Annotated in this window: 8 protein-coding genes and 1 tRNA gene; 4 read left to right on the top strand and 5 right to left on the bottom strand. The window is 62.1% G+C overall.

Going from position 1 to position 12,973, the window contains the following annotated elements:
* Nucleotides 1-78: 78 nt before the first annotated feature.
* The 5 genes from clpP to RS694_RS08100 all read right to left on the bottom strand — a co-directional run bounded on the left by clpP (nucleotide 79) and on the right by RS694_RS08100 (nucleotide 6,828).
* Nucleotides 79-726 carry an ATP-dependent Clp endopeptidase proteolytic subunit ClpP gene (gene clpP / locus RS694_RS08120; RefSeq protein WP_051392000.1) on the bottom strand — a complete coding sequence of 216 codons (648 nt, stop codon included), beginning with the start codon at nucleotides 724-726 and terminating at the stop codon, nucleotides 79-81.
* Between the two features lie 110 nt (nucleotides 727-836).
* Nucleotides 837-2,147: a trigger factor gene (gene tig, locus RS694_RS08115; protein ID WP_029708724.1), complete on the bottom strand. Its 1,311-nt coding sequence runs from the start codon at nucleotides 2,145-2,147 to the stop codon at nucleotides 837-839.
* Between the two features lie 24 nt (nucleotides 2,148-2,171).
* Nucleotides 2,172-2,258 (bottom strand) — tRNA-Leu (locus tag RS694_RS08110).
* 234 nt (nucleotides 2,259-2,492) lie between these two features.
* Nucleotides 2,493-5,648 carry an efflux RND transporter permease subunit gene (locus RS694_RS08105; RefSeq protein ID WP_029708723.1) on the bottom strand — a complete coding sequence of 1,052 codons (3,156 nt, stop codon included), beginning with the start codon at nucleotides 5,646-5,648 and terminating at the stop codon, nucleotides 2,493-2,495.
* 7 nt (nucleotides 5,649-5,655) lie between these two features.
* Nucleotides 5,656-6,828, bottom strand: a complete 1,173-nt coding sequence (locus RS694_RS08100) for an efflux RND transporter periplasmic adaptor subunit (RefSeq protein ID WP_029708722.1) — start codon at nucleotides 6,826-6,828, stop codon at nucleotides 5,656-5,658.
* A 182-nt stretch (nucleotides 6,829-7,010) separates the two neighbouring features.
* On the opposite strand from RS694_RS08100, the gene hpnC reads away from it, so the two are divergent.
* The 4 genes from hpnC to RS694_RS08080 all read left to right on the top strand — a co-directional run bounded on the left by hpnC (nucleotide 7,011) and on the right by RS694_RS08080 (nucleotide 12,825).
* Entirely contained in the window at nucleotides 7,011-7,856 is an 846-nt protein-coding gene (gene hpnC, locus RS694_RS08095) for a squalene synthase HpnC (protein WP_029708721.1), read from the top strand.
* Between the two features lie 304 nt (nucleotides 7,857-8,160).
* Nucleotides 8,161-9,000, top strand: coding sequence for a presqualene diphosphate synthase HpnD (hpnD, locus tag RS694_RS08090; protein WP_029708720.1), 840 nt, complete (start codon nucleotides 8,161-8,163; stop codon nucleotides 8,998-9,000).
* A gap of 109 nt (nucleotides 9,001-9,109) precedes the next feature.
* Nucleotides 9,110-10,432: a hydroxysqualene dehydroxylase HpnE gene (gene hpnE / locus RS694_RS08085; RefSeq protein ID WP_029708719.1), complete on the top strand. Its 1,323-nt coding sequence runs from the start codon at nucleotides 9,110-9,112 to the stop codon at nucleotides 10,430-10,432.
* Nucleotides 10,429-12,825 carry a penicillin acylase family protein gene (locus tag RS694_RS08080; RefSeq protein ID WP_076069503.1) on the top strand — a complete coding sequence of 799 codons (2,397 nt, stop codon included), beginning with the start codon at nucleotides 10,429-10,431 and terminating at the stop codon, nucleotides 12,823-12,825. Before hpnE ends, RS694_RS08080 begins: the two co-directional genes overlap by 4 nt.
* Nucleotides 12,826-12,973 lie beyond the last annotated feature (148 nt).

Below are 12,973 nucleotides of genomic sequence, written 5' to 3'. Positions count from 1 at the left end.
GTTGCTCAATGATAACCAAATAAAAACGGTGCCGTTCCGCCAGGAGGGCACCGTTGGGAGATGCTTTCGCGAATCCGCTTAAGGGCGCTTGGCGATCACGTGGTCCACCAGGCCATACTCTTTGGCCTCGTTGGCCGACAACCAGTAATCGCGCTCCATGTCCCGCGCAATCTTTTCGATCGGCTGGCCCGTGCGTTCCGCATAGATTTTATTGAGCTGTTCGCGGGTTTTCAGAATTTCCCGTGCGGAAATTTCAATATCGCTCGCCATCCCGCGCGCGCCACCTGAAGGTTGGTGAATCATGACGCTGGAATTGGGCAATGCAAAACGCTTGCCCTTGGCACCGGCAGCCAACAGGAACGAGCCCATGCTGGCAGACATACCCGTGCACAGGGTTGACACATCGGGCTTGATGAAGTTCATGGTGTCAAAAATCGCCAGACCAGCACTGACAGAGCCACCCGGTGAGTTGATGTAGAGGGAAATGTCTTTGTCCGGATTTTCGCTTTCCAGAAAAAGCAACTGGGCGACCACCAGATTGGCCATGTAGTCTTCGACCGGGCCGACGAGGAAAATCACGCGTTCCTTGAGCAAACGCGAGTAGATGTCATACGAGCGCTCGCCACGGCCCGATTGCTCAATCACCATGGGTACAAGCCCCAAACCCTCGGTTTGAATGGAATCGTACGCGCCGAACGGGATACTGTCAGTTTGGTTTTTGTACATGAAATGGCTCCAGAGGTTGAATAAATGCGACTTTACCCAAAACAAATGGGGCTGGTATGCAGGAGTTCAATCCGCACACCACCCCCATTGACTTAAAAACTCAAAACGCTTTAGTTCTGTGCCATCAGGTCGTCAAAGGACATAGCCTTTTCGGACACCTTGGCTTTGGACAACACGAACTCGGTCACGTTGTTTTCGATGACGATGGCTTCCACTTCGGCCATACGGCGGTTGTCGCCGTAGTACCAACGCACCACATCAGCCGGTTTTTCGTAGCTGGCAGCCAGTTCGTCGATGTGGGCCTTGATCTGCTCGGGCTTGGCTTGCAGGTTGTTGGCACGCACCAGTTCGGCCACCACCAGGCCCAGACGCACGCGGCGCTCGGCTTGGGGACGGAAGATGTCATCAGGAATCGGCGCCTTGTCGGCGTCCTTGATGCCACGCTGCTTCAGGTCGGCGCGCGCGCTTTCGATCATGCGGTCCAGTTCGGCTTGCACGCTGGACTTGGGCAGGTCGAGTTCGGCCTTGGCAATCAGGGCGTCCATGACACCTTGTTTGTTGCGGGCCAGCAGGCGGTATTTGACTTCGCGGTCCAGGTTCTTGCGGATGTCGGCGCGCAGGCCTTCTACGGTGGCTTCCGCAATACCCAGGGCCTTGGCCAGGGCGCCGTCCACTTCGGGCAGATGCGCAGCTTCGATCTTCTTCAGGGTCACCAGGAAGTCGGCAGTCTTGCCGGCAACGTCCTTGCCGTGGTATTCGGCGGGGAATGCCAGGGGGAAAGTCTTGCTTTCGCCGGACTTCATGCCACGGGTCGCGTCTTCAAATTCTTTCAGCATCTGGCCGTCGCCCAGGATGAACTGGAAGTCAGAGGCCTTGCCACCTTCGAACGGTTCACCGTCGATCTTGCCTTCGAAGTCCACGGTCACGCGGTCGGTGTCTTGCGCAGCGGCGTCTTGAGCACGCTGGGCGAAGGTACGGCGCTGCTTGCGCAGGATTTCAACGGTCTTGTCGATCGCAGCATCGGTCACTTCGGTGGCCAGCTTTTCGACTTCGGCAGTCGCCAGATCGGCAATCTTGACTTCGGGGAACACTTCAAACACGGCGTCGAAAGCCATCTGGCCTTCGGGAGAGGCTTCGCTCTCGGTGATACGGGGCTGGCCGGCCACGCGCAGCTTGGCTTCGTTGGCGGCGGTAGCGAAAGCTTCGCCGACCTTGTCGTTCATCACTTCGTAGTGCACGGAATAGCCGTAGCGCTGGGCCACAACGTTCATGGGCACCTTGCCGGGACGGAAACCGTCCATCTTCACGGTGCGGGCCAGCTTGCGCAGACGCGAGTCCACTTCCGTCTGGATAACGCCCACGGGCAGGGTCAAAGTGATTTTTCGCTCCAGCTTTTCCAGAGTTTCAACGGTAACGGACATATGCGTCTCCTAAATACAAATACGTGGTGCGCGGGGGGGGACTCGAACCCCCACAGTGTTGCCACCGTCAGGACCTAAACCTGGTGCGTCTACCAATTTCGCCACCCGCGCAAAAAAACAAAATGGGTGGCGGGCATGGATTGGAATCCAGTGCCTGACCACCCATCAGAAATTGGTCAACCCGCTATTTTAACCTGCTGCGGGCGCCTCTTTCTTTACCCTGAACCAAGCCGGTCTGGCGCTACGCGCTGACCGGCCGGGCGGATTTTATGAAGACGCCGGTGTTTCGCGCTTCACACGAAACCAGACGGGTCTGGCGCTGCGCGCTGACCCGCAGTGCGGACTTTATGCAGATGCCGGTGTTTCGCGCTTCACGCGAAACCATGCGGCATACATCGCCGGCAGCGCCAGCAATGTCAGCACCGTGGCAACGATCAGGCCACCCATGATGGCGACCGCCATAGGGCCCCAGAAGACCGAGCGGGACAGCGGAATCATGGCCAGCACCGCGGCCGCGGCCGTCAGCACAATGGGGCGCAGACGCCGCACGGCCGACTCCACGATCGCGTCCCAGGCCGGGATGCCATTGGCACGGTCCTGCTCAATCTGGTCGATCAGGATCACCGAGTTGCGCTGGATCATGCCCATCAGGGCAATGACACCCAGCAGCGCCACGAAACCAAACGGACGACCCAGCAGGATCAGCGCACCTGCCACACCGGCAATACCCAGCGGTCCGGTGATGAACACCAGCAGCGCCCGGCTGAAGCTATGCAACTGCAGCATCAGCAACGTGAATGTCAGGAACAGCATGATGGGAATACCCGCCACGATGGAGGCTGAGCCTTTGGAGCTTTCCTCCACAGCACCCGCCACCTGGATGGCGTAACCCTGGTAACCCGCCTTGTGCCACTGCGCTTCCAAGGCTTTGAGCTTGGGTTGCAGTTCTGCAGTCACGGTGGCGCCCTGCAGGCCTTCCACGATGTCGCCTTGCACGGTGATGGCGTAGTCACGGTTCTCGCGCCACATCACACCAGGCTCCCAGGTGAACACCGGCTTGGCGATCTGTGTGAGCGGGATCGACTTGCCGCTGGCCGTAGGCAGGTAGGCGTTGGCAATGTCGGTGATGGCATTGCGCTCGTCCAGCGGCTGACGCAGCACGATGTCGATGAGTTTGTCACCTTCGCGGTACTGGCCCACCGTGGTGCCGGACAGAATCGTCTTGGAGGCCTGGGCGATGGACTGACTGCTGACGCCCAAAGCACGTGCCTTGGCCTGGTCCACATCCAGACGCAGCACCTTGATCGACTCGTTCCAATTGTCATTCACGCCGCGCGTGTTGGAGCTGGCGCGCATGACCGCCTTGACCTCATCAGCGCGCTCCCGCAGCGCGATCGGATCAGGGCCGACCACGCGGAACTGCACCGGGTAGGGCACGGGCGGGCCGTTGGGCAGCAGCTTCACGCGGCCACGCACCTCGGGGAATTCGGTGGCCAACAGCGCGGGCAGTTTCACGCGCAGCGATTCACGCACCTTCAAATCCTTGGGGATGATGATGAACTGCGATACGTTGGTCTGCGGGAACACCTGGTCCAGCGGCAGGTAGAAGCGCGGCACGCCCGAGCCAATCCAGGTGCTGACGGTGTTGACACCCTCTTCCTGCATCAAGCGCTTCTCGACACGTTGTGTGACTTCCTGGTTGGCCGCAAACGACGTGCCTTCGGGGAACCAGATGTCCACCAACACTTCGGGGCGGCTGGAGTCCGGAAAAAACTGCTGCTGCACCTTACCCATGCCGACGATGCCCAGGGCAAACACCAGAATGGTGGCGCCAATAGTGAGCCAGCGGTGCTGCACGCACCAGTTCACCGTTTTGCGGAAGATGTTGTAAAACGGCGTGTCAAAGTGCTCGGTGTGAACCGATTCTTCGCCCGCATGGTGTTTGTGTTCCTTGAGCAGCAGCGTGCCCAGGTAAGGCACAAAGTACACCGACACAAACCAGCTCAAAATCAATGCCAGCACCGTCACCGCGAAGATGGCGTAGGTGTACTCACCCGTGGTGGACTTGGCCAGTCCGATGGGCAAGAAGCCCACGGCCGTAATCAGCGTGCCGGTCAGCATGGGCATGGCAGTCACTTCGTAGGCAAAGGTGGCTGCGCGTACCTTGTCGTAACCCTCCTCCATCTTGCGCACCATCATTTCCACCGCAATGATGGCGTCATCCACCAACAGGCCCAACGCGATGATGAGCGAGCCCAGCGATATCTTGTGCAGGCCAATGCCCCAGTAATACATACCGAGGAAGGTCACGGCCAGCACCAGCGGAATGGTGATGCCCACCACCAAACCAGGACGGATGTCCAGTATCCAGCGCTTCCACAGCGGATTGTTGCCAGGGCGCTTGTGCAGGCCCAGCGCAATAAAGCTCACCGCCAGCACGATGACCACGGCCTCGATCAGCACCCGCACAAACTCGCCCACCGAGGTGGATACGGACTTGGGCTGATCCTGCAGCTGCACCAGCTTGATGCCGGCCGGCAGGTCTTTCTCTATGCCCTTGAAGACGGACTCCAGCGAATGGCCCAGCGCAATGATGTCGCCGCCCTTGGTCATGGAGACGCCCAGGGCAATCACTTCCTTGCCCTGGTGGTGCACCTTCACAGAAGGTGGGTCCACATACCCCTTGGCGATGGTGGCAATGTCCTTGAGCTGCAACTGGTTGCCCGAGGCACCACGGATAGGCATGGCCTGCAACTCTTCCACGCGGTTGAACTGGCCACCCACGCGCACCTGCACCACGTCCAGCGGGGTTTGCACGGCGCCGGCCGACTCCACCGCGTTTTGCTGACCCAGTTGGGCCAACACCTGGTTCATATCCAGCCCGAGCTGGGACAGGCGTTTTTGCGAGATTTCGATGTACAGCTTCTCGTCCTGCGCACCGAACAGCTCCACCTTGGCCACATCAGGCACACGCAGCAGGCGCTGGCGCACATCGTCGGCAAAGGTTTTGAGCTCTGCGTAGTTGAAGCCATCGGCCTCCAGCGCGTAGATCACGCCATACACATCACCAAAATCGTCGTTGAAGAAGGGGCCCACCACGCCACCCGGCAAGGTGCCGCGGATGTCGCCCACCTTCTTGCGCACGCTGTACCAGACGTTGGCCACATCCGCAGGTTTGCTGGAGTCCTTGATCTGGAAAATGATTTGCGACTCACCGGGCTTGGAATAGCTGCGGATCTTGTCGGCATAGGGCACCTCTTGCAGGGTGCGCTCGATCTTGTCGGTGACTTGCTCGGCCACTTGCTGCGCCGTGGCACCCGGCCAGTAGGTGCGTACCACCATGGCGCGGAAGGTGAACGGCGGGTCTTCGTCCTGCCCTAACTGGAAGTAGGAGGCTACTCCCAGCAACAACAGCACGATCATCAGGTAGCGCGTGAGCGCGGGGTGGTCCAGCGCCCATTTGGAGAGGTTGAAACCTGGTTTCGGTTCGTCGAGGTTCATACGCACCTCACTTCGCAGCGGTTTCGCTGGCAGCCTTGGCCACCGCAGGCGCTACGGTTTCAGGAGCTGCTTGCGCAGCATCCGCGGGGGCTACAGGCCCTTTTGCCTTATAAACGGTGACCTTCTGGCCGGGTGACAACACATGCACACCCGCAATCACCACCTGCACGCCGGGCTGCAGGCCATCAGCCACCACCGCCTCATTGCCATCGGCCGTAGCCACAGCGATAGGTTGCAACTTCACGGTCATGTTGGCACTGTCCAGCACCCACACCGCCGTGGACTTGCCGCTTTGCACCAACGCGCTGGTAGGCAGCTTGATGACCTGCACACCACCGCGGTCGAAAGCCTGCGGCACGACCGACACCGTGGTGCCCAGCGCCACCGCATCCTTCGATTCCAGCGACACCTTCACACCAAAAGTGCGTGTCACCGGGTCGGCACTGGCCGCCACTTCGCGCACCACACCTTTGAACACAGTGTTGGCCGCCCAAACCTTCACGTCCACGCCAGAACCGGCTTTGATGAGCGCTACCTTGTCTTCAGGTACCGAGAACAACACATCGCGTGGGCCGTCCTGTGCAATGCGCACCACCGGCGTGCCGGCAGCCACCACCTGACCAGGTTCGGCGTCCACCGAGGTCACCACACCCGACACATCGGCCACCAGCGTGGTGTAGGCCGCCTGGTTGCCCTGGCTGGACAACTGGGCCTGCGCCTGGTCCAACTGGGCCTGGGCGGCTTTCAGCGTGGTCTCGCGGCGCTCCAGTTCGGCGCCGCTGATGAAATTCTGGTCGCGCAGTTCCTTGTAGCGCTTGAAATCCGCAGCGGCCAGGTCGCGGTTGGTGGCGGCAGCAGCCACCTGCGCCCGGCCGGCTTCGGCGGCCAGCTTGTAGTCCTGCGGGTCCAACTGGGCCAGCACCTCACCGGCCTTCACGCGCTGGCCCAGTTCGGCCTGGCGGCGCACGATCTTGCCTGCCACCCGAAAGCCCAGGCGCGATTCCACGCGGGCCCGCACTTCACCCGCGTATTCGGCGCCAGAGTGGATGCTGTCCACCCCCACGGTAATAACCTTGACCGCACGGATAGGCTCCTCGGGCGGGGCTGTTTTGGAGCATGCGGTAAGCACAAGCGCCGCTGCCAGCAGCGTCGCCCCCGTGGAAATGGATTGGAAGTTCATGGTGATTGGTCGCAAAATACGTCTGGAATGCGTGGGCCGGGAGAGGGGAATTTGCCTTGGTTAGTAGCCGGAAAAACATCGCTACTGACCAATTGGTTAGTAATTTAGGGTAATTACCAATGCCTGTCAAGCCAAAAAACCTCGGCAGGCACAAATTCAGTTGCGGGCAGAATCGGGCCACCATGCAGAGCCCCCCCGCCATCGCGCATTACGAAAATTTTCCTGTCGCCTCGTTCCTGTGCCCGGCCCATTTGCGCGTGCCCATCGCCGCGATCTACCACTTTGCCCGCACCGCCGACGATCTGGCCGACGAAGGCGACGCCTTGCCCGCCCAGCGCCTGGCAGATCTGGCTGCCTACCGCGCCGATCTGCAGGCCGCCTGCACCGCCAGCCCGGACTTCAGCCCGCGCTGGACGCCGGTGTTTGCGCACCTGCAGTGGGCCATTCAGGCCCACGCCCTGCCCCACCCGTTGCTGCACGACCTGCTGGACGCCTTTGTCCAGGACGTAGAAAAGACCCGCGACCGCGCCGGCTACCGCGACGAAGCCGAACTGTGGGACTACTGCCGCCGCTCCGCCAACCCGGTCGGGCGCCTGCTGCTGCATCTTTATGGCGTGACCGACGCAGCATCACTCGCCCAGAGCGACGCCATCTGCACCGCCCTGCAACTGATCAACTTCTGGCAGGACCCCAGCGTGGACCTGCCCCGGGGGCGTCTGTATTTCCCGTCAGACCTGTGCGCGCGTTTTGGCGTGCATCCCGATGCGTTGTGGGCCCGCGAGCAGAATCAATCCGCTACACAATTGATAGCTGCTTGCGCAAGTACCGCAAGAGCTGAGATGCTAAAAGGCACTGAATTGGTCCACGCCGTGCCCGGCCGTGCAGGCTGGGAGTTGCGCTTGGTGGTGCAAGGCGGGCTACGCATTCTGGACAAGATCGAGGCGCTGAACTTTGCAACCCTGCAAACCCGGCCTACCTTGAAGTGGTGGGATTTTCCCGTGATGCTGTGGCGCGCGGTCTGGATGTAAACGGCCGACTGCTTCGCTGGCCCGCAACGGGCATGGGGCAGGCGCTCTGCTCCGTGTCCCCCGGCCTTCGGCCTCCTCCTTTTACCTACGCAGAACACCTACCCCATACCCGTCGCTGGAGGTCTGGTTATTTCTGCAAGAACACCAAAACTGCGCGCAGCATCAGTCGGGCTGTGCGTTTTGCGCAGGTAAAAGGAGGAGGCCGCAAAGCGGCCGGGGGACACGGAGCAAAACGTGCAGGCCTACTGATGCCGAAGTAAAGCCCATGCCTCAAACGGGCTTACCGCTGAGTGACAATAGCCCCATGACCCCCGCGCAATACGTACAAGAAAAAGCCGCAGCCTCGGGCAGCAGTTTTTACTACGCCTTCCTGTTTCTGCCCGCGCCACGGCGCGCCGCTATCACTGCTTTTTATGCGTTCTGCCGCGAGGTGGACGACGTGGTCGACGAGATGGTGGACCCCGGTGTCGCCGCCACCAAACTGGCCTGGTGGCAAAGTGAAGTGGCTCAGTCCTTCGCCGGCCACGCCAGCCACCCGGTGATGCTGGCGCTGATGCCCTACACCGTGCCCTATGGCATCGAGGCACGCCACCTGCAGGCCGTCATTGATGGCTGCAAGATGGACCTGGAGCAGACCCGTTACCTGGACTACCCCAACCTGCAGCGCTACTGCCACCTGGTGGCCGGCGTAGTGGGCGAAGTGGCGGCCGGTATCTTTGGCCAGACCGACCCGCAAACCACCGCCTACGCCCACAAGCTGGGCCAGGCCCTGCAGCTCACCAACATCATCCGCGACGTGGGCGAAGACTCCCTGCGTGGCCGCATCTACCTGCCCGTCAACGAACTGCAGCAGTTCGATGTGAAGGCGCACGAGATTCTCAAACGTACTTATTCAGACCGCTTCACCGCGCTGATGCAATTCCAGGCGCAACGTGCCCAGGGCCTGTACGACGAAGCACTCGCCTTGCTGCCCGCCGCCGACCGCCGCGCCCAGAAGCCCGGCCTGATGATGGCCAGCATCTATCGCGCCCTGTTGCGCGAGATCGAGCGCGACAACTTCCAGGTGCTGCACCAGCGCATCGCACTCACACCGCTGCGCAAGCTGTGGCTGGCGTGGAAAGTCCAGGCGCTCGGGCGCCTCTAAGCATGGCCGCGTTCGAGGCGATTCATCACATTCCGTTCGCCCTGAGCTTGTCGAAGGGCTGGCAGGGCTTCGACAAGCTCAGCCCGAACGGGGCCGGGTCCAAGGCACCATGAAAATCGCCATCGTTGGCGCCGGTTGGGCAGGCATGGCTGCCGCCGTGGCGGCCACCCAGGCGGGTCACCATGCTACGGTTTTTGAAGCAGCTCGCGCAGTCGGGGGGCGGGCCAGAGCCCTGAATGGCACCTTACCTGACGGCACACCGGTGGTGTTGGACAACGGCCAGCACATCCTGATTGGTGCGTACTCCGAATCGCTGCAGTACATGCGCACCGTGGGCGTAGCGCCCGAGTCCGCGCTGCAACGCCTGCCACTGACTTTGCAGTTTCCCGATGGCGAAGGTTTGGCCCTGCCCCACTGGCCCAGCCCGCTGGACGCGCTCGCCGGCATCCTGCGCGCACGTGGCTGGAGCTGGGCGGACAAATGGTCTCTGCTCCAAGCCGCCACCGGCTGGCAGTTGAAAGGTTTTGCCTGCGAGCACACCACCTCGGTGGCCGATCTGTGCCGCGGTTTGACACCTACCGTGCTGCACACCCTGATAGACCCGCTGTGTGTCTCCGCCCTCAACACGCCCGCAGACCGCGCCAGCGGCCAGGTGTTTTTGACGGTGCTGCGTGACTCGCTGTTTGGTGGTACGGGCAGCTCCAACCTGCTGTTGCCGCGCATCGACCTGGGTGCCATGTTCCCGCAAGCAGCCGTGTCGTGGCTGCAGGCCAAGGGTGGCGTGGTGCACCTGGGCCAGCGCGTGGACATGCTGCAGTTTGCGGGCACCGATGCGCAGCCCGCCTGGCAGATTCAGGGCCAGACATTTGACGCCGTGGTCTGGGCCACCTCATCGTCTTTTGCGGCCCAAGCCCTTACGGAGTCTGCGCAAGTAGCTCCTGAAACCATAGCAAATGGCATGCGCCACTGGGCTGCCACCGCGCAAGCGTTGCAGTTTGAAGCCATCACCACGGTCTATGCCCACGCCCCTGGCGTGCGCCTGCCCCAACCCATGTACGCGTTGCGCACCGATCCGCTGCAGGCCCCTGCGCAGTTTGTGTTTGACCGCGGTCAGCTCGGCGGCCCGGCCGGCCTGCTGGCCCTGGTGGTCAGCGCCAGTACGGGCGAGCGCGAGGCGCTGCAAGCCCAAGTGCTGGCACAAGCCCACACCCAACTGGCGCCCCATTTGGGTGGCCAGACCCTGCAGGTGGTGCAAACCGTGGTGGAGAAACGCGCCACCTTTGCCTGCACGCCCGGCCTGCAACGGCCCACATCCACCATTGCCCCCGGCCTACTGGCCTGTGGCGACTACATAGACGGGCCCTACCCCGCGACCCTGGAAGGTGCTGTGCGCAGCAGCACCCACGCCATTTCCCTCCTGGAGACTCCATGAAACGTGTGTTGAAGACTGCGGCGACTGTGCTGCTGACCGTGGGCTTGTTGGCCGTCGCTGCAGGGGGCTGGTACCTGCATGGCAAACAGCCACAACGCAGCGGCAGCGTGCAGATTCCCGGCATGTTGGCTGAGGTGACCGTGCGGTATGACGAGCGCGGTGTGCCCCACATCCAGGCGCAAAACGAAGCCGACATGTACCGCGCGCTGGGTTATGTGCAGGCGCAGGACCGCCTGTTCCAAATGGAGATGATCCGCCGCCTGGCACGTGGCCAGCTCGCCGAAATTCTGGGCCCCGACCTGCTGGAAGTGGACCGCCTGTTCCGCACGTTGGGCATCGATGCACACGCGCGCAAGACCGCCGCCGCCATGGACACCAGCAGCCACACCAGCCAGGCGCTCAAGGCTTATCTGGAAGGCGTCAACACTTTCCAGGACAGCCACCCCGCGCCGCTGGAGTTCGACATTCTGGGCATCCCGAAGCGCCCCTTCACGGCCGAGGACACCTTTGCCGTGTCCGGCTACCTGGCCTACAGCTTCGCCGCCGCCTTCAAGACCGAACCGCTGCTGACCTATGTGCGCGACACGCTGGGCGCCGACTACCTCAAGACCTTCGACGTGGACTGGCACCCCAAGGGCATGCTGCCGCTGGCGCTGAACCAGCAGGACTGGCAAGGCCTGGGCAAACTGGCCGCACTGAGCCAGCGCGCCACCGACCTGCTGGGCACGCCGCAGTTCATGGGCAGCAACGCGTGGGCCATCTCCGGCAGCCGCACCGCCAGCGGCAAACCGCTGCTGGCCGGTGATCCGCACATCGGCTTCTCCGCGCCCGCCGTCTGGTACGAGGCGCACCTGAGCGCACCCGGCTTTGAGCTGTACGGCCACCACCAGCCGCTCACACCGGTCGCGCTGCTGGGCCACAACAGCCAGTTTGGTTGGAGCCTGACCATGTTCGAAAACGACGACATTGATCTGGTCGCCGAAAAGGTCAACCCGGCCAACCCCAACCAAGTCTGGGTGCATGGCGGTTGGGTTGATCTGCAGACGCAGGAAGACACCATTCTGGTCAAGGGCGCAGAGCCGGTGAAGCTTTTGCTGCGCCGCTCGCCGCACGGCCCCATCATCAATGACGCGCTGGGCAAAGAAAGCGCAGGCACTGCGCCCATCGCCATGTGGTGGGCCTTCCTGGAAACACCCAACCCCATCCTTGATGCGTTCTATGCGCTGCACCGCGCCGACACCCTGTCCAAGGCACGCATGGCGTCCAGCCAGATCCATGCGCCAGGCCTCAACATCGTGTGGGCCAACGCCGCCGGCGACATTGGCTGGTGGGCTGCGGCCAAGATTCCGCACCGCCCTGCCGGAGTAAACCCAGCTTTCATTCTGGACGGTAGCAAGCCCGAATCCGACAAGCCCGGCTTCTTCCCCTTCAGCGACAACCCGCAGGAAGAAAACCCCACACGCGGTTACATCGTCTCGGCCAACCACCAGCCACTGTCGCCCACCGGCATTGCCATTCCCGGCTACTACCTGCCGCCGGACCGCGTACAGCGCCTGGACCAGTTGCTGCAACAACCCGGTGTGAAATGGGACACCAAAAACAGCCAGGCCCTGCAACTCGACGTACACACCAACTACGGCCCGCGCATCCTGCAATCCCTGCTGCCGGTGCTGCAGGAGGTGGTGACGGACAGTGCCGACAAAGCCCTGCTGCAACAACTCGCCACCTGGGATGGCGACTACCGTGTGGACGCCGTGGCGCCCACGCTTTACTTCCAGTTGCTGTATGCGGTGGCGCACAGCGCATTTGCTGACGAGCTGGGCGAAGAACGTTTCGGCGCACTGCGACAAACCTATGCGCTGGACTACGCGCTGGAGCGCCTGGCCGCCACACCCGCATCGCCCTGGTGGGACAACCGCGCCACCACACAAAAAGAAAGCCGCGCCGACACGGTGAAAACCGCCTGGACCGCCACGCTGGCCCACCTGCGCAAAGAGTTTGGCACCAACACCGCGCAGTGGACCTGGGGCCGCGCCCACACGCTGACCCATGGCCACCCGCTGGGCATGCAAAAGCCGTTGGACAAACTTTTCAACGTGGGGCCCTTCGCCGCACCGGGCGGGCATGAAGTGCCCAACAACCTGTCCACCAACATCGGCCCTGCGCCCTGGGCCGTGACGGACGGCCCCTCCACCCGCCGACTCATCGACTTTGCCAACCCGGCCGCCGCGCTGGGCATCAACCCCGTGGGACAAAGCGGCGTGTTGTTTGACAAACACTACGCCGACCAGGCCGCGACCTATGTGGCCGGTGGTTATGTGCCCCAGTATCTGCAGGAGTCCGATGTGGCCGCCGCCACACAAAGCACGCTGACACTGCAACCCGCGCGGTGAATGCTCTGGCGAATACCATAGACGTCCAAGACAATGAACAACATATACCCCCGTTCGGGCTGAGCCTGTCGAAGCCTTCAACAGGCCCTTGATTTGCAGGGGCTGCGTTTCGACAAGCTCAACGCGAACGGGTTGAGTCCATAAATCC

The organism is Rhodoferax saidenbachensis, assembly GCF_001955715.1.
Taxonomy (GTDB): domain Bacteria; phylum Pseudomonadota; class Gammaproteobacteria; order Burkholderiales; family Burkholderiaceae_C; genus Allorhodoferax; species Allorhodoferax saidenbachensis.
The sequence above is the reverse complement of the archived record's forward strand: the minus strand, read 5'-3'. Positions and strand labels throughout refer to the sequence as shown.